The sequence below is a fragment of the Bradyrhizobium sp. USDA 336 genome (genome assembly GCF_044908355.1).
GTDB classification, from domain to species: domain Bacteria; phylum Pseudomonadota; class Alphaproteobacteria; order Rhizobiales; family Xanthobacteraceae; genus Bradyrhizobium; species Bradyrhizobium yuanmingense.
Window position 1 is genome coordinate 6,797,006 of sequence record NZ_JBIYDC010000002.1, and the last position, 16,989, is coordinate 6,813,994.

A 16,989-nucleotide genomic window follows, 5' to 3' on the forward strand; every position below is an offset into this window, starting at 1 on the left:
GGCCTGGCCCTTCGGGCCATCCCGGAATGACGAAGTCAAAAAGTCCGGGTACGAGGAACCAAAGAACATGGATTTTGATCTGAACGAGGAGCAGCGGCTTCTCAAGGAAAGCATCGACGGCCTCTTGACCGATTCCTACGATTTCGAGCAGCGCAAGAAGTACATGGCGGAGAAGGGGGGCTGGAGCAAAACGGTCTGGCTCAAGCTCGCCGAGCAGGGCCTGCTCGGTCTGCCCTTCAGCGAGGCCGATGGCGGCTTCGGCGGCGGCGGCGTCGAGACCATGATCGTGATGGAGGCGCTCGGCAAGGCGCTGGTGCTGGAGCCGTATCTCGCCACCGTCGTGATCGGCGGCGGCTTCCTGCGTCATGCCGGCACCGATGCGCAGAAGGCCGCGCACGTGCCCGGCATCATCGACGGCAGCAAGACGCTGGCCTTCGCCCAGCTCGAGAAGAACTCGCGCTACGATCTGTTCGACGTCACCACGACCGCGAAGAAGAAGGGTGATTCTTACGTGATCGACGGCGAAAAATTCGTCGTGCTCAACGGCGAGAACGCCGACACCCTGGTCGTCACCGCGCGCACCAGGGGCGACCGCCGCGACAAGTCAGGCATCGGTGTGTTCCTGGTCCCGGCCAATGCCAAGGGCGTCGCCAAGAAGTCCTATCCGACCCAGGACGGCCTGCACGCCGCCGACATCACCTTCACCGGTGTCGAGATCGGCCCTGAGGCCGTGCTCGGCAATCCCGAGGATTCGCTCGCGCTGATCGAGCGCGTGGTGGACGAAGCCCGCGTCGCGCTCTGCGCCGAGGCGGTCGGCCTGATGGACGAATCGCTCAAGACCACGGTCGAGTACATCAAGACGCGCAAGCAGTTCGGCGTCGCGATCGGCTCGTTCCAGTCGCTGCAGCACCGCGCCTCCGACATGTTCGTCGCCACCGAGCAGGCGCGCTCGATGTCGATGTTCGCGACCATGGCAAGCGACTTCGAGGACGCCAAGGAGCGCAGCAACGCGATCGCCGCGGCCAAGGTGCAGATCGGCAAGTCGCTGAAGTTCGTCGGCCAGCAGTCGATCCAGCTTCACGGCGGCATCGGCATGACCATGGAGGCCAAGATCGGCCACTACTTCAAGCGCCTCACCATGATCGAGAACACGTTCGGCGACACCGACTACCACCAGCGCCGCGTCGCCGACGCGGGCGGGTTGATCTAGTCACACGACGATTGTCATCCCGGGGCATCGCGAAGCGATGAGCCCGGGATCCATCGGGCGGCATCACGCGCGGTGAAATGGATTCCGGGCTCGCGCCTAGTGGCGCGCCCCGGAATGACCAGATAGAGGGACAACAAATGCAAAACACCCCGTTCGATCTCACCGGCAGGGTCGCCGTGGTCACCGGCTCCAGCCGCGGCATCGGCCGCTCCTCCGCCGAGCTGCTCGCCAAGCTCGGCGCCAAGGTCGTGGTCTCCTCGCGCAAGGCGGAGGCCTGCAAGGAGGTCGCCGACGGCATCAATGCCGCTGGCGGCGATGCCATCGTCATTCCCTGCAACATCGCGCGCAAGAACGAGGTCGAGGCGCTGATCGCGGGTGCCACGAAGCACTACGGCAAGATCGACATCCTCGTCTGCAACGCCGCGGTGAATCCATATTACGGCCCGCTGCTCGACATATCAGATGAAGCCTTCGACAAGATCATGGGCTCGAACGTCAAGAGCAACATCTGGCTCTCCGCGCTCGCGATCCCTGAGATGGCCGCGCGCGGCAAGGGCTCGGTGATCATCATCTCCTCGATCGGGGGCTTGCGCGGCTCCACCGTGATCGGCGCCTACGGCATCTCCAAGGCCGCCGACTTCGCGCTGTGCCGTTCGCTCGCCGGCGAATGGGGCCCGAAAGGCGTCCGCGTCAACTGCATCGCGCCCGGCCTCGTCAAGACCGACATCGCCCGCGCGCTCTGGGAAGACGAAGCCAACCTCAAGCGCCGCACCGCCACCACGCCGCTGCGCCGCATCGGCGAACCCGACGAAATCGCCGGCGCCGTCGCCTACCTCGCCTCGGACGCTTCGAGCTTCATGACGGGCCAAACCATCGTCATCGACGGCGGCGTGACGACGGCGGCGGTGTAGCCGGTTGACTCCCTCGCCCCGCTCTTGCGGGGAGAGGGTTGGGGTGAGGGGCTTCTCTCCACGCGTGATATCGTCGAGGGACCTGTACCCCCTCACCCGGAATCCGCGCTTTGCGCGAATTCCGACCTCTCCCCGCAAGCGGGGCGAGGTGAACAAGACGGCGCCGCTGGTATTGACCTTGCCGCCCTAATCCGCTCCCTTTGGCGCGACACAATGACCCGTCTCAGGGAAACGCCAAGGTAAGCCGCCATGTCTTTCGTCCTCGCCATCGACCAGGGCACCACCTCTTCGCGCGCGATCGTGTTTCGCGGCGATATTTCCATTGCGGCGAAGGCGCAGGCCGAGTTTCCGCAGCATTTTCCGGCCTCCGGCTGGGTCGAGCACGAGCCGGAGGACATCTGGACCTCGACCGTGATGGTCTGCCGCGAGGCGATCGAGCACGCCGGCATTAGCGCAAAGGATATCGCCGCGATCGGCATCACCAACCAGCGCGAGACCACCGTGGTGTGGGACCGTGCGACGGGCCAGGCCGTGCACCGCGCCATCGTCTGGCAGGACCGCCGCACCGCCGACATCTGCGCCAAACTCAAGGCCGACGGCCGCGAGCCCGTGATCTCTGAGAAGACCGGCCTGATCATCGATCCCTATTTCTCCGGCACCAAAGTCGCCTGGATCCTCGACCACGTTCCCGGCGCCCGCGCGCGCGCCGCGCGGGGCGAATTGATGTTCGGCACCATCGATTGCTACCTGCTGTGGCGCCTCACCGGCGGCAAGGTGCACGCCACCGACGCCACCAATGCCTCGCGCACGCTGCTGTTCAACATCCACACCGGCGCGTGGGACGACGAGCTCTTGGAGATCATCGGCGTGCCGCGCTCGATGCTCCCCGAGGTGAAGGATTCCTCCGCCCGCTTCGGCGAGAGCACGCCGGACCTGTTCGGCGGCCCCATCGTCATCTCCGGCATCGCCGGCGACCAGCAGGCCGCCACCATCGGTCAGGCCTGCTTCCGCCCGGGCATGATGAAGTCCACCTACGGCACCGGCTGTTTCGCGCTGCTGAACACCGGCACAACGCCCGTGGTCTCCAAGAACAAGCTGCTCACCACCGTCGCCTATCAGCTCGATGGCAAGCGCACCTACGCGCTCGAAGGCTCGATCTTCGTCGCCGGCAGCGCGGTGCAATGGCTGCGCGACGGTCTCGGCATCATCAAGCACGCCGCCGAGACCGGACCGCTTGCCGATCAGTCGGACTCCATGCAGAGCGTCTATCTCGTCCCCGCCTTCGTCGGCATGGGCGCGCCTTACTGGAATCCGCGTGTCCGCGGCGCGCTGTTCGGCCTCACCCGCAACACCGGCCCCGCCGAGCTTGCCCATGCCGCGCTGGAAAGCGTCTGTTACCAGACCTTCGACCTCTGGGCCGCGATGCGCGCGGACTGGCCGAGCTCGGAAACCGCCAGCGTCGTGCTCCGAGTCGACGGCGGCATGACGGCGTCGGACTGGACCATGCAGCGCCTCGCCGATCTCCTGGACGCGCCGGTCGATCGCCCGGTGATCCAGGAGACCACGGCCCTCGGCGCCGCCTACCTCGCCGGCCTCCAGGCGGGCGTCTATCCCGAGCCGACCAAATTCGCCGACAATTGGCGCCTCGAGCATCGCTTCAAGCCCAACATGAGCCAGGCCACGCGCGAGCGGAAACTCGCGGGCTGGGCGCGCGCGGTGAAGGGCGTGCTGTCGAGCGACGAGGGGGAGGGGTAGCACGGACTCTTAGCTCCAACCTCGCGAGGCGCATTCCACTGTCTCGACCGTCATTGCGAGGAGCTCTTGCGACGAAGCAATCCAGACTGCCTCTGCGGAAAGATTCTGGATTGCTTCGCTGCGCTCGCAATGACGGAGTGTGGCGCTGCTGTGGTGCCTCAAACGGCGCCGCCCGCTAGCCCACAACAAAAGAAGCAAGAAACATGATCGTCCCCGACGGCTATTCCGACGTCCCGAACGGCAAGATCGCCGCAATCGTCACCCATCTGGAGATGACCACTCGCCCCGCGCGCCGCGATGATCCGCCCGGCGCCTGGACCTTGCGCAAGGTCGATGCGCCCGCGCTTCCCTGGTACCGCGACCTCTTCCGCCGCGTCGGCGAAGACTGGCTGTGGTTCTCCCGCGCCCGCATGCGCGACGCCGAACTCGCCGCAATCATCCACGCGCCCGGCATCGAAGTCTACGCCCTCGCCCTCGACGGCCGCGACGAAGGCCTGCTCGAGCTCGACTTCCGCGAGGCCGGCCAGTGCGAGCTGACCTATTTCGGCGTCACCGCTGGCCTCATCGGCACCGGCGCCGCCCGCTTCCTGATGAACCGCGCGCTGGAGCGCGCTTGGTCACACGACGTCCGCCGCGTCTGGGTCCACACCTGCACCCTCGACCACCCCTCTGCCGTCGCCTTCTACCAGCGCTCCGGCTTCCGCCCCTTCCGCCGCCAGATCGAAGTGGCGGATGATCCGCGCCTTGACGGCACGGCACCGCGCGATGCGGCGAGACATGTGCCGATCATTGAATAACGCGCGGCCGCTCCCTCACCGTCATTGCGAGGAGCCCTTGCGACGAAGCAATCCAGAATGTCTGTATGGAGAGATTCTGGATTGCTTCGCTTCGCTCGCAAGGACGGAGTGCTGCGCTGCTGTCAATCTTCCAATTAGCGGCCGTGGATGGGGTAACGGGCTGACCCATTCGGATTGGTGCGCTCCGGACTACTGGAATGCACGAACACTCGGCTCCAGAAGCTCATAAGGAGCGAGACGCCATAATCGCTCGGGGAGCGGCTGCACGGGAGGAGCCTGAAGCTCTCCGTAGCTGGAAAGCAGTGGGAGGCTAGGCATCCACCGATGGATGACGAACACCACGCGATATTGCTTGGCCGCAGGCAGCCTTTGCCTGTAGTCGGTCCTGATCTCCGTCTCGCCGTCTGCCGTCAGGAACATCTCGTTCCACGTCATCTCCGAGTGGTCCTTGGGGTTGGCCGGGTCAATCTGAGCGAAGTCATGGGGATTAAATCGTGGGTCCGGATTCTTCACCAGCACCTCGAGAACCGCGGCGTCGTCCATATAGAAGCGCAGCTCGCTTTCCAGATCCTGTCGCTCCTCAGGAGTCAACGGCACCATCTCGTCACCCCTGCCGCCGAGACGGAGGATATCCTTAACTTCTTCGCTGAAATTAGGCGGATCGTGCGAATCGATCAGCTCCCGGATGAAGCGGGCATAGGTGGCCTTGTCGGCGCTGAACGAGTAGACGCCCAAGATACTGAGCGATGGATTCTCGTCGGCATTCTTGTTGTTCTGGTCGAGCATGCTCAAAACACATCCTGCTTCCCTCGCGCCAGCGAAAACCCTCGCTGCATCGCGTTGAAGCACGTCAGCCCCATCTGCTCCGACCGGCAGGTGAATCCCCCGCGCTGCCACACCTCGCCATAGGCCAGCGCCGGCAGCGACGGGTCCATCACGGTGTCGCCGGCGCAGATGCGCCCCGCAGTGCCCTTCGCGCTCATCTCGAAGGCGTGGCCCCAGTCGAGCTCGCAATCGGCCGGCCGGCGCGGGCGCGCGTCCATGTTCATGATGTCGCAGCGGAGCACGCCCTGACCGTTGTCGGTGAAGAACTGGCAGGCGATGTTCTTCGACGGCGTCAGAAAGCCGATCGGACGGTCCTGCGCGTGACCAGCGCCGATCATCGGCAGCAGGATGGAGAGCAGGATCAGCCCGCGCGGTCCCGTCATGTCATTTCCCGCTCAGCTGTCGAGATTCACCGCCGTCGTATTCGCCCCGCAGACAAGAATCGCGACGCGTTCGCCGGCCGAGGGACGATAGCGGCCGGAGAGCACCGCGGCAAAGGCAGCGGCGCCGCCGGGCTCGGCGACGAGGCGCAAGTGCGACCACAGCGCGGCCTGCGCCTGGCGGATCGCATCGTCGCTGACCAGGACGACACGCTCCACATGGGCCCGCGCGAGCGGAAACATCAGCTCGCCGACCCGGCGCGGCGCCAGGCTGTCGGCGGCGAGACCGCCGGCCGGCGCATCGACCGGCGCGCCCGCCTCGAACGCGGCGTGCAGCGTTGGCGATTGCTCCGGCTCGACCGCGACGATGCGCGTCCTGCCGGCGTACCACGCCGCAATGCCGCCGATCAGCCCGCCGCCGCCGACGGCCACCAGCAGCGTGTCGATGCCGGGAGCATCCTGCTCCAATTCCAATCCGACGCTGCCCTGGCCGAGCAGGGTTTCGGCCTGATCGAAGGCATGGACGGCCAGCGCGCCGGTCTGCGCGACATGCGCCTCGCTCGCGGCGAGCGCATCGGCGTAGCGGCTGCCTGCGATCACGAGCTTTGCGCCATAGTTCCTGATCCGCTCGGCCTTGGCCGGCGAGGTGATGTCGGGCACGAAGATCGTGGCGGGAACGCCGAGTCGCTGCGCCGCATAGGCGACCGCCGCGCCGTGATTGCCGCCGGATGCGGCGACGACACCTGACTGCGGCACCTGCCGCAGCAACAGATTGGCGAAGGCGCCGCGCGCCTTGAACGATCCGGAATGCTGCAGCATCTCGAGCTTGAACGTGACCGGCGCGGCCGGCAGGCCGAAATCGGCGAGGTCGGCCTGAAGCAGCGGCGTGCGCCTGATATGCGGACGGATGACCGGCTCGGTCGCCGCGATCCGCTCCCGTGTGATGTCCATTGTCGCTGTCATGATGCCGTCCAGGATAGCCCAAGTGAGAGTTGACATCAATTAGGTAATTAGCAAAATGGCTAAATGAAGTTTGCCCTCGCATTGCGCGCGCTCGCCAACGAACGCCGCCTGCAGATCCTGGAATGGCTGCGGGATCCGCGGCGGCATTTTCGCGAGCAGGAAGACGGCGATCTGGTCGAGGACGGCGTCTGCGGATTGCTGATCGCCGAGAAGCTCGGGGTCAGCGCGCCGACATTGAGCGAGCACATGCGGGTGCTGACAGCGGCCAAGCTGGTGCGTGCCAAGCGCATCAAGCAATGGACGATGTACAAGCGCAACGAGACCGCCATCGCCGCGATCAAGCGCTCGATCCAGGACGGCCTTTGAGCGCAATGCATCGCGGCGTCGTTGCGGCAGGCGCAATGCTCCCTTTCCGAGATTTTTGTTGCGCCGCGCCGGGCTGGTCGTGGAGACTGATCGGCCCTGCGGTGTTCAATGATCGAGAAGAGCGAGAACCATGTTCCTGATCGGCCAATATGATTCCCCCTTCGTCCGCCGCGTCGCGATTGCGCTCCGGCTTTACGGGCTCGCCTTCGAGCACAGGCCATGGTCGACCTTCGGCGACGCCGACAAGATCGCGCCGTACAATCCGCTCCGCCGCGTGCCGACCCTGGTGCTCGACGACGACGAGGCGCTGATCGAGAGCACGATCATCCTCGATTATCTCGACGACCTCGTCGGCGCGGACAAGGCCATGCTGCCGCGCGGCGGCACCGAGCGGCGCAGGCATTTGCGCATCTGCGCGCTCGCCTCCGGTCTCGGCGACAAGGCGGTGAGCCTGCTCTACGAGCGCGTGCTGCGGAAGGAGCAGCTCGCGCTGTGGGTCGAGCGTTGCCAGGCGCAGATCGCGGACGTGCTGACAGTGCTCGAGGCCGAGCGCGCCAAGGTGACGACACCGTATTGGCTGGGTGACCGAACCGGCCACGCCGACGTCGCCGTCGCCTGTGTCGTCCGCTTCACCCGCGAAGCCCATTCGCAGCTGTTCGATGCCGCACGCTATCCCGCGCTCGCGGCCCATAGCGAGCGTTGCGAGGCACTGGCCCCGTTCCAGGAGATCTTGCAGCCGCTGGCCCCGCCAAAGGGATGAGCCCCTCCGTCATTCCGGGGCGCGCCTCTTGGCGCGAGCCCGGAATCCATCGTGCAGCGGATAACGTGGAGAAATGGATTCCGGGCTCGCGCTACGCGCGCCCCGGAATGACGGCGCTGGACTTGGCGAGCTTTGTCAGTCCGCCACAACAGTCCGATGTTGCAATACTACCCCTGTTTTGCCCGACGCCGCAACGAAATTTCGCCAAAACAGAAATAACTCAGCTTTTTCAACCCCATCGCTACTGTGCATGGGGTTGTTTTCCAACTTTCGGTTTTGAACGCCCGCTTAACCCGCCCCCGCGCGCTTCTTCTGCCAGACCAAGTGCACCGCGCAGGTGCAGCCGGGCGGATGCGAGGCGAGGTCTTTCGGCATCTCGTCGTTCGCCGGCTTGGCGGGGAAGGGCTTGTCCTGGGAGGGGATGTAGTTCAGCACCGGCGCGAGCCAGCGCTCGGCTTCGGCCAGGCTCATGCCCTTGCGCGCCGCGTAGTCCTCGACCTGGTCGCGCTCGATCTTGCCGACGCCGAAATAGTAGCTTTCGGGGCTGGCAAAATAGAGGCCGGAGACGGACGAGCCCGGCCACATCGCAAAGCTCTCGGTCAGCTTCACCCCGGCGGTGGCCTCCGCGTCGAGCAGCTCGAACAGCGTCGCCTTCTCGGTGTGATCGGGCTGCGCGGGATAGCCGGGCGCCGGGCGGATCCCAGAGTACTTCTCCAGGATCAGCTCCTCGTTGGAGAGCGCCTCATCCGGTGCATAGGCCCAGAACTCACGCCGCACGCGGGCGTGCATGCGCTCCGCAAACGCCTCGGCGAGACGGTCAGCCAGCGCCTTGCACAGGATCGAGGAGTAATCGTCGTTCGCCATCTTGAAGCGGTCGGCAACGGCATCCTCGCCGATCCCTGCGGTGACGACGAAGCCGCCGATATAATCGGGCACGCCGGCCGGCGCGATGAAGTCGGAGAGCGCAGCGTTGAAGCGGCCTTCGCGCTTCTCCAATTGCTGGCGCAGCGTATGCAGCGTCGCGATGCTCTTGGTCCTGTTATCGTCGGCATAGAGCACGATGTCGTCGCCTTGCGCGTTCGCCGGCCAGAAGCCGATCGTCGCGCGCGCCCGGAACCACTTCTCCTTGACGATGGTGTTGAGCATCTTGCGCGCATCGTCGTAGAGCGAACGCGCGACCTCGCCGACCTTGGCATCATCGAGGATGGCGGGGAATCGTCCGGCGAGCTCCCAGGTCTGGAAGAACGGCGTCCAGTCGATGCAGTCGACGAGCTCGGCGAGATCGTAATCGTCGAAGCTCCTAATACCGAGGAAGGTCGGCTTCACCGGCTTGCTCTTGGCAAAATCGACCGGCACGCGGTTGGCACGCGCGTCAGCCAGCTTCAGCCGCTTCTTGTCGGCCTGTGCGCGCAGATGCGCCTCCGAGATCTTGGCGTATTCGGCCCGCACCTCGGCTGCATAGGCCTCGCGCTTCTCCGGCGAGAGCAGCGCGGAGGCGACGCCGACCGCGCGGCTGGCGTCGTTGACATGCACGACGGGACCGGCGCGATAGCTCGGGTCGATCTTGACGGCCGTATGCACGCGGCTGGTGGTGGCGCCGCCGATCAGGAGCGGCAGCCTCAAGCCTTCGCGCTGCAACTCGCCGGCGAAGAACGCCATCTCGTCGAGCGAGGGCGTGATCAGGCCTGACAGCCCGACGATGTCGGCCTTCTCCGCCTTCACGGTCTCGACGATCTTGGCCGCTGGCACCATCACGCCGAGATCGATCACCTCGAAATTGTTGCACTGGAGCACGATGCCGACGATGTTCTTGCCGATGTCGTGGACGTCGCCCTTCACCGTCGCGAGCACGATCTTGCCGGCGGACGAGGAGCCCTCGGTGCCGATGCCGCTGGCGAGGTTGCGCGCCTTCTCCTCCTCCATGAACGGCATGAGGTAAGCGACAGCCTGCTTCATCACGCGCGCGGACTTCACCACCTGCGGCAAAAACATCTTGCCGTCGCCGAAGAGGTCGCCGACCACGTTCATCCCGGCCATCAGCGGGCCCTCGATGACGTCGAGCGGGCGCGAGGATTTCTTGCGGGCTTCTTCGGTGTCCTGCTCGATGAACTCGGTGATGCCGTGCACCAGCGAATGCGACAGCCGCTTCTCCACCGGCCATTCGCGCCAGGCGAGATCGGCTTCCTTGCCTTCGGTCTTCTTGCCGCGGAACTTCTCCGCGAGCGCGAGCAGCCGCTCGGAGGCGCCCGCGTCACGGTTGAGGACGACGTCCTCGCACACTTGCCGCAGCTCCGGGTTGATGTCGTCATAGACGATCATCTGTCCGGCATTGACGATGCCCATGTCCATGCCGGCCTTGATGGCGTGATACAGGAACACCGAGTGCATCGCCTCACGCACCGGCTCGTTGCCGCGGAACGAGAAGGAGAGATTGGAGACGCCGCCCGAGACATGCGCGCCCGGCAGGTTCTGGCGGATCCAGCGCGTCGCCTCGATGAAGTCGACGCCGTAATTGTTGTGCTCCTCGATGCCGGTCGCGATCGCGAAGATGTTCGGATCGAAGATGATGTCCTCAGGCGGGAGGCCGACCTTGTTGACCAGGATGTCGTAGGCGCGCTTGCAGATCTCGGTCTTGCGCGCGAACGTGTCGGCCTGGCCGACCTCGTCGAACGCCATGACGACGACGGCCGCGCCGTGGCGACGGGCGATCTGCGCCTCGTGGATGAACTTCTCCTCGCCTTCCTTCATCGAGATCGAGTTGACGACCGGCTTGCCCTGCACGCATTTCAGGCCGGCCTCGATCACCGAGAATTTCGAGGAATCGATCATGATAGGCACGCGCGCGATGTCGGGCTCGGCGGCGAGGAGATTGAGGAACGTCACCATCGCCGCTTCGGAATCGAGCAGGCCCTCGTCCATGTTGACGTCGATGATCTGGGCCCCGTTCTCGACCTGGTCGCGCGCGACCTGGAGCGCGGCGGTGTAGTCGCCAGCGGTGATCAGCTTGCGGAAGCGGGCCGAGCCGGTGACGTTGGTGCGTTCGCCGACGTTGACGAAGGGGATCGCGTCGGTCAGCACGAACGGCTCGAGTCCGGAAAGCCGCAGGCGCGGGGTGATCTCCGGCACGATGCGCGGCTTGTGCGGGGCCACTGCCGCAGCAATCGCCGCGATATGGTCCGGGGTCGTACCGCAGCAGCCGCCGACGATGTTGACGAGCCCGTCGCGCGCGAACTCGCCGATCAGCCGCGCCATGTATTCGGGCGTCTCGTCATACTGGCCGAACTCGTTCGGCAGGCCGGCATTGGGATAGGCGCAAACCAGCGTGTCGGCGACGCGGCCGATATCGGCGATATGCGCGCGCAGGTCTTCGGCGCCGAGCGCGCAGTTGAAGCCGATGGTGATGGGCTTGGCGTGCCGCACCGAATTCCAGAACGCTTCCGGCATCTGGCCCGACAGCAGGCGGCCGGATTTGTCGGTGATGGTGCCCGACACCATCACGGGCACGTCGATGCCGAGCTCTTCGGTGATCTCGGCGATCGCATAGAGCGCTGCCTTGGCGTTGAGCGTGTCGAAGATGGTCTCGACCAGCAGGAGGTCGACGCCGCCGTCGATCAGGCCGCGGATCTGCTCGCCATAGGACTTGCGCAGATCGTCGAAGGTGACGGCACGGTAACCGGGATTGGAAACATCGGGCGAGATCGAGGCCGTGCGGTTGGTGGGGCCGATGGCGCCGGCGACGAAGCGCGGCTTGCCGTCCTCGGCCGCGACGCGCCGCGCGGCATTGCCGGCGAGGCGGGCGCCTTCACGCGCCATCTCGTAGACGATGTCGGTGAGGTCGTAATCGGCCTGCGCGATCGAGGTCGTCGAGAACGTGTTGGTCGCGACGATGTCGGCGCCGGCGCGCAAATAGGCGGCGTGGATGTCCTCGATCGCCTGCGGCTGCGTCAGGATCAGAAGATCGTTGTTGCCGCGCAAGTCGCGATGGAAGTTCTTGAAGCGCTCGCCGCGGAAGGCTTTCTCGTCGAGCTGCAGATTCTGGATCATCGTGCCCATGGCGCCGTCGAGCACCAGGATGCGCTCGCGCGCGGCAGCGAGGAGGGCGGTTCGCTTGGGCGAAGTGGTCACGGTCATTTTCTCTTACGCCGCCTTCTGCGCGCTCTTGGCGCGAATGCCGAGCAAATGGCTGATCGCGAACACGAGATCGGCGCGGTTCATGGTGTAGAAATGGAAGGTGTCGACGCCGTGCTTGGCGAGCTTCTGCACCTGGCCGGCCGCGACGGTCGCGGCCACCAGCTTGCGCGTTTCGGCATCGTCATCGAGGCCCTCGAACTTCGCCGCGAACCAGTCCGGCACCGTGGTGCCGGCACGCGTCACGAAATTGCGCGCCTGCTTGAAATTGTGCATGGGCATGATGCCCGGCACGATCGGAATGTCGATGCCGCGCGCACGCACGCGGTCGAGATAGCGGAAGTAGAGATCGTTGTCGAAGAACACCTGCGTGATCGCGCGCGTCGCGCCCGCATCGACCTTGGCCTTGAGCGTGTCGATATCGGCATCGAAGTCGCGCGCTTCGGGGTGCTTCTCGGGATAGGCGGAAACCGAGATTTCGATATCGCCGTGCCGCTTCTTGATCCCCGCCACGAGTTCGGCCGAGCTCTGATAACCCTCGGGATGGCTCGAATAGGGCGTGCCGATGCCACCGACGGGATCGCCGCGCAAGGCCACGATGTGGCGGACGCCGACCTCGTGATAGCGGTCGACGATCTCGTCGATTTCGCCGCGCGAAGCACCGACGCAGGTCAGATGCGCCGCCGGCAGCAGCGCGGTTTCTTTCAGGATGCGCGTGATCGTCGAATGGGTGCGCTCGCGGGTCGAGCCGCCGGCGCCATAGGTCACCGAAACGAACTTCGGCTCGAGCGGGGCCAGCCGGTTGATGGTCTCCCAGAGATTGCGCTCCATCTCTTCCGTCTTCGGCGGAAAGAATTCGAAGGAGATCGCAGCCCGCTTCAGGTGCCCGTCCTGCCGGTCGGCTGTCGCAGGCGTGGTCAGGTCAGTCATGGCACCACTCACTCCAATGTAGGCCGGCGATCGGGGTCTAGCCTCGGAGAGCTAAAATACGGCAAAGGCCCCTTGATCGACAGCCCATCATGCATGGGAAGTTGCCCATTCAGGTGAAGTCTGATGGGTAATTCTTGCGAATCATGTTTTGGGTGGGAAGCGCGCTGCACGACATAATGTGTTGAATTTTCAGATATTATCTCTCGTGACCATCTTTTATGGACCATTTTCTTGGTGGGCAGACCAGAATCGTCTGCAAAGTAGCGGCGGTTGTCCCAACTCCAGTGGCTGGTGTGCCCGCCCGTCCGTACACGTCAGGCCTGCGCAGCCTGCCCATTGCCGCTGCGACCGCCTCCATTAGGTTAAGCCGCCATGATCCCGCTCTCCGTCCTCGACCTCTCCGTCGTCACAACAAGCACCAAGCCCGCCGCGGCGCTGCGCAACAGCATCGATTTGGCGCGTCACGTGGATGGCCTCGGCTATGTCCGGTACTGGCTCGCCGAGCATCACAATCTCGCCTCCGTCGCGAGCCCCGCGCCCGACCTGATGATCGGGCAGATCGCGGCGGTGACGAAGCACCTCCGCGTCGGTTCCGGCGGGGTGATGCTGCCCAACCATGCGCCGCTGGTCGTCGCCGAGCGCTTCAAGATGCTGGAAGCACTGTTTCCCGGCCGGATCGATCTCGGTCTCGGCCGCGCCCCCGGCACCGATGGCGCCACGGCGTATGCGTTGCGGAGTCGGCTCGACCGCCGCGAGGGCGACGATTTCCTGGAACGGCTGCACGAGCTGATCCTGTGGGAGACCCGCGAATTCCCCGCAGGGCACCCCTACAACAACGTCGTCGCCATGCCCGACGACACCGCCCTGCCGCCGATCTGGCTGCTCGGCTCCAGCGATTATTCCTCGGAATTGGCCGCGCAGGTCGGCATGGGCTTCGCCTTCGCCCATCATTTCGCGTCCCACGACGCGATCGATGCGATGGTGCATTACCGCAATCGCTTTCAGCCCTCGGCCTGGCGTGCGAGCCCACATGCCATTCTCGCGGTCGCCGTCATCGCGGCCGATACCGACGAGGAGGCCGAAAGGCTCGCCTCGTCCTTCGACCTCAACCGTCTTCGCCGCGACCGCGGTCAATATCTGCCGCTGCCGAGCGTCGAGGAGGCGATGGCCTATCCGTATACGGACGCCGAGCGCACCTCGATCCTGCGTAACCGCTCGCGCCTGTTCGTCGGCAGTCCCGCGACGGTGCAGAAGAAGCTGCAGCCGCTGATCTACGCGAGCAAGCCGGACGAGCTGATGGTGATCACGGCGGTGTATGACCACGAGGCGCGAAAGAAGTCGTATTCGCTGCTGGCGGAGGCGTTCGGGCTGGCGCGAAGAGAAAACGCGTAACCGCTCTCGTGCCCGGACGCAGCGCAGCACCATGAGCGCGTTTACGCGCGTCTTCGACGCACTACGGTGATGCGCTGCTGAGCCGGGGCCCATCGCAGCCTCGAGTCTTGCCGCTCCTGGGTCCCGGCTCGCGCTTCGCACGTCCGGGACACGCCACTAATCCTGCGCCTCGCTGAACGTTGCGCGGAACGGATGGCCCGGATACACGCCGACGATGCGGAATTCGCGCGAGAAGAATTTCAGCTCCTCGATGGCGAAGGCGAGACCCTTGTCATCGGGATGGCCGTCGACGTCGGCATAGAACTGCGTGGCGAAGAAATTGCCGTCGACCATGTAGCTCTCGAGCTTGGTCATGTTGACGCCGTTAGTGGCGAAGCCGCCGAGCGCCTTGTAGAGCGCCGCCGGCAAATTGCGCACCCGGAAAACAAAAGTCGTGACGAGCGGCCCGGTGCCTTGGGGCGCCCATTTCGGCTCGCGCGCCAGCACCACGAAGCGCGTGGTGTTGTGGGCCTCGTCTTCGATGTCCTCGGCGAGGATGTCGAGACCGTAGATTTTTGCAGCAAGGCGCGAGGCGATCGCGGCCACCGTCTTGTCCTGGCGCTCCGAGATGTCGCGGGCGCTGCCGGCGGTATCGGCATGCACGATCGGCTTGATGCCGAGCTTGCGGATGATGCGCCGGCACTGGCCGAGCGCATGCACATGGCTCTCGACGCTCTTGATGTCTTCGAGCTTGGTGCCCTTCACGGCCATCAGCTGATGCCGGACCGGCAGAAACCATTCGCCGACGATGAAGAGGCCGGACGCCGGCAGGAGGTGATGGATGTCGGCGACGCGGCCGGCGACCGAATTCTCGATCGGGATCATGCCGAGATCGGCCTCGCCCGACGAGATCGCCGACAGCGCGTCTTCGAATGTGGCGCAGGGCATCGGTTCGGCGTCGGGATAGGCCTCGACGATGGCGATGTGGGAATTGGCGCCAGGCTCGCCCTGGAATGCGATCTTCATCTTGCTCATGCTCGGCCTTGTAGCAGCGGCTCAGGATTTGGAAAGGATGCTGCGCGCGGTCTCGAGGTCCGCCGGCGTATCGACCCCGCGGGGCACGGTGTCGACGATGGTGAAATCGATGCGCATTCCGGCCTCAAGCGCCCGGAGCTGCTCGAGCTTCTCCTGCAATTCCAGCGGAGACGGCGGAAGAGAGACGTAGCGCTCCAGCGCGGCGCGGCGAAAGGCATAGAGGCCGATATGGTGATAACGCGGTCCGTCGCCGGTCGGGGCGGTCGCGCGGGTGAAATAAAGTGCGCGCATCCGCCTGCCGCCAACCGAGGTTCCGATCGCCTTCACCACGCTTGGGGCGAGATCCTCTTCCTCGGTGTGGATCCGCGAGGCCAGCGTCGCGATGTCCACGGCCGGGTCTTGCAGCGGCGGCAGCACCTCGCGGATGTTGTCGATCGTGATGGTCGGGAAATCCCCCTGGACATTGACCACGATCTCGGCCTTGCCCTCGGGGTCCAGCTTCTGCATGGCCTCATGGACGCGGTCGGAGCCGGAGGGGTGGTCGCCGCGGGTCATCACGGCCTCGCCGCCATGGGCGGTCACGACCGCGGCGATCTCGTCGGTGTCGGTGGCCACCGCGACCCTGCCGATTGCCGCAGCCTCCGCACGGCGCAGCACATGCACGATCATCGGCAGTCCCGCGATATCGGCGAGCGGCTTGCCGGGCAGGCGGGTGGCGGCCATGCGGGCCGGGATCAGCACCAGGATGCGGGGGTCGATCATCGGGTTCAAAGGTCTGAGGTCAAGAGCCTGAAAACGGAGCGTTTTCCGCACCAGGAAATGGGATGGGGACGGGCCTGAAGCCGGGTCGCTTATACGGGTTGCCAGACCCCGGGCAAACCGATATCTCAATGGCAAAACTCGGGGAAACAATAAGGAACGTTTGATTCTCTGAGGCTCGTCCTGCGGCCATCCGGGCCGCTGTTTCCTTCTTGCGGTGGGGCCTGGCCGGAAATGGACTCTTTCGAACTCAACAAGATTCTCGGCGCCGTGTTCGGCACCTGTCTCTTCCTGCTGGTGACGAGCTTCACCGCGAGTGCGCTGTTCTCCCCCAAGATGCCGGAAAAGCCGGGCTTCGAGATCGCGGTCAAGCAAGATGCCGGCTCCGGCAAGGAGGGCGCCGCTGCCGCCGCGTCGTCCGAACCGATCGAAAAGCTGCTCCAAACCGCCTCCGTCGAGAAGGGCTCCGCGGCCGCCAAGAAGTGTGGCGCCTGCCACACCTTCGAGAAGGGCGGCCCGAACCGGGTCGGTCCGAACCTCTACGGCGTCGTTGGCGAGCCCAAGGGCCAGGGCCGTGGTGGCTTCAACTTCTCGGCTGCCATAAAGGCCAAGGGTGGCAACTGGAGCTTCGACGACCTCAACAAGTTCCTCGCCAATCCGAAGGGCTTCATTCCGGGCACCGCGATGGGCTTTGCCGGTGTTGCCAAGGATTCCGAGCGTGCCGATATCATCGCCTATCTGAATTCGCAGTCGGAGAAGCCTCAGCCGCTGCCTACGGCATCAAAATAGGGTCCCAAGA

At 65.1% G+C, this 16,989-nt stretch carries 15 protein-coding genes; 8 read left to right on the top strand and 7 right to left on the bottom strand.

Annotated features, from left to right (window positions below):
* The first annotated feature begins 67 nt into the window (after nucleotides 1-67).
* The 4 genes from pimD to ABIA45_RS32835 all read left to right on the top strand — a co-directional run bounded on the left by pimD (nucleotide 68) and on the right by ABIA45_RS32835 (nucleotide 4,673).
* Nucleotides 68-1,210 (top strand): pimeloyl-CoA dehydrogenase small subunit, encoded by a 1,143-nt coding sequence (pimD, locus tag ABIA45_RS32820; protein ID WP_404654836.1) that lies wholly within the window; start codon nucleotides 68-70, stop codon nucleotides 1,208-1,210.
* A gap of 137 nt (nucleotides 1,211-1,347) precedes the next feature.
* A complete protein-coding gene (locus ABIA45_RS32825) occupies nucleotides 1,348-2,121 on the top strand; it encodes an SDR family NAD(P)-dependent oxidoreductase (RefSeq protein WP_404654837.1) in 774 nt (257 codons plus the stop codon).
* A gap of 249 nt (nucleotides 2,122-2,370) precedes the next feature.
* Nucleotides 2,371-3,876, top strand: a complete 1,506-nt coding sequence (glpK, locus tag ABIA45_RS32830) for a glycerol kinase GlpK (protein WP_404654838.1) — start codon at nucleotides 2,371-2,373, stop codon at nucleotides 3,874-3,876.
* A gap of 203 nt (nucleotides 3,877-4,079) precedes the next feature.
* A complete protein-coding gene (locus tag ABIA45_RS32835; protein WP_275510637.1) occupies nucleotides 4,080-4,673 on the top strand; it encodes a GNAT family N-acetyltransferase in 594 nt (197 codons plus the stop codon).
* 189 nt (nucleotides 4,674-4,862) lie between these two features.
* Here ABIA45_RS32835 and ABIA45_RS32840 read toward each other — a convergent pair whose 3' ends face one another.
* Genes ABIA45_RS32840 through ABIA45_RS32850 form a run of 3 tightly spaced genes read right to left on the bottom strand, consistent with a single transcriptional unit; the run spans nucleotide 4,863 to nucleotide 6,877 of the window.
* Nucleotides 4,863-5,459 carry a hypothetical protein gene (locus tag ABIA45_RS32840; protein ID WP_404654839.1) on the bottom strand — a complete coding sequence of 199 codons (597 nt, stop codon included), beginning with the start codon at nucleotides 5,457-5,459 and terminating at the stop codon, nucleotides 4,863-4,865.
* 2 nt (nucleotides 5,460-5,461) lie between these two features.
* Nucleotides 5,462-5,881, bottom strand: a complete 420-nt coding sequence (locus tag ABIA45_RS32845) for a DUF6636 domain-containing protein (RefSeq protein ID WP_404654840.1) — start codon at nucleotides 5,879-5,881, stop codon at nucleotides 5,462-5,464.
* Between the two features lie 12 nt (nucleotides 5,882-5,893).
* A complete protein-coding gene (locus ABIA45_RS32850) occupies nucleotides 5,894-6,877 on the bottom strand; it encodes a threonine/serine dehydratase (protein ID WP_404545863.1) in 984 nt (327 codons plus the stop codon).
* A 27-nt stretch (nucleotides 6,878-6,904) separates the two neighbouring features.
* Here ABIA45_RS32850 and ABIA45_RS32855 point away from each other — a divergent pair, with 27 nt between their 5' ends.
* Nucleotides 6,905-7,207 (top strand): helix-turn-helix transcriptional regulator, encoded by a 303-nt coding sequence (locus tag ABIA45_RS32855; RefSeq protein WP_271542823.1) that lies wholly within the window; start codon nucleotides 6,905-6,907, stop codon nucleotides 7,205-7,207.
* Nucleotides 7,208-7,337: 130 nt separating this feature from the next.
* Nucleotides 7,338-7,967 carry a glutathione S-transferase family protein gene (locus ABIA45_RS32860; protein ID WP_404654841.1) on the top strand — a complete coding sequence of 210 codons (630 nt, stop codon included), beginning with the start codon at nucleotides 7,338-7,340 and terminating at the stop codon, nucleotides 7,965-7,967.
* A gap of 288 nt (nucleotides 7,968-8,255) precedes the next feature.
* On the opposite strand, the gene metH is transcribed toward ABIA45_RS32860, so the two are convergent.
* On the bottom strand, nucleotides 8,256-12,098 hold the full coding sequence (gene metH, locus ABIA45_RS32865) for a methionine synthase (protein WP_404654842.1): 3,843 nt from the start codon (nucleotides 12,096-12,098) through the stop codon (nucleotides 8,256-8,258).
* A gap of 6 nt (nucleotides 12,099-12,104) precedes the next feature.
* Nucleotides 12,105-13,025, bottom strand: coding sequence for a methylenetetrahydrofolate reductase [NAD(P)H] (metF, locus tag ABIA45_RS32870; RefSeq protein WP_275510632.1), 921 nt, complete (start codon nucleotides 13,023-13,025; stop codon nucleotides 12,105-12,107).
* 372 nt (nucleotides 13,026-13,397) lie between these two features.
* Here metF and ABIA45_RS32875 point away from each other — a divergent pair, with 372 nt between their 5' ends.
* A complete protein-coding gene (locus ABIA45_RS32875) occupies nucleotides 13,398-14,417 on the top strand; it encodes an LLM class flavin-dependent oxidoreductase (protein WP_404545871.1) in 1,020 nt (339 codons plus the stop codon).
* A gap of 156 nt (nucleotides 14,418-14,573) precedes the next feature.
* Here ABIA45_RS32875 and ABIA45_RS32880 read toward each other — a convergent pair whose 3' ends face one another.
* Both ABIA45_RS32880 and ABIA45_RS32885 read right to left on the bottom strand, forming a co-directional pair.
* On the bottom strand, nucleotides 14,574-15,431 hold the full coding sequence (locus tag ABIA45_RS32880) for a prephenate dehydratase (protein WP_157283696.1): 858 nt from the start codon (nucleotides 15,429-15,431) through the stop codon (nucleotides 14,574-14,576).
* A gap of 21 nt (nucleotides 15,432-15,452) precedes the next feature.
* Nucleotides 15,453-16,193, bottom strand: coding sequence for a 3-deoxy-manno-octulosonate cytidylyltransferase (locus tag ABIA45_RS32885; RefSeq protein WP_404654843.1), 741 nt, complete (start codon nucleotides 16,191-16,193; stop codon nucleotides 15,453-15,455).
* Between the two features lie 231 nt (nucleotides 16,194-16,424).
* On the opposite strand from ABIA45_RS32885, the gene ABIA45_RS32890 reads away from it, so the two are divergent.
* Nucleotides 16,425-16,979: a cytochrome c family protein gene (locus ABIA45_RS32890; RefSeq protein WP_057028167.1), complete on the top strand. Its 555-nt coding sequence runs from the start codon at nucleotides 16,425-16,427 to the stop codon at nucleotides 16,977-16,979.
* Nucleotides 16,980-16,989: the final 10 nt, after the last annotated feature.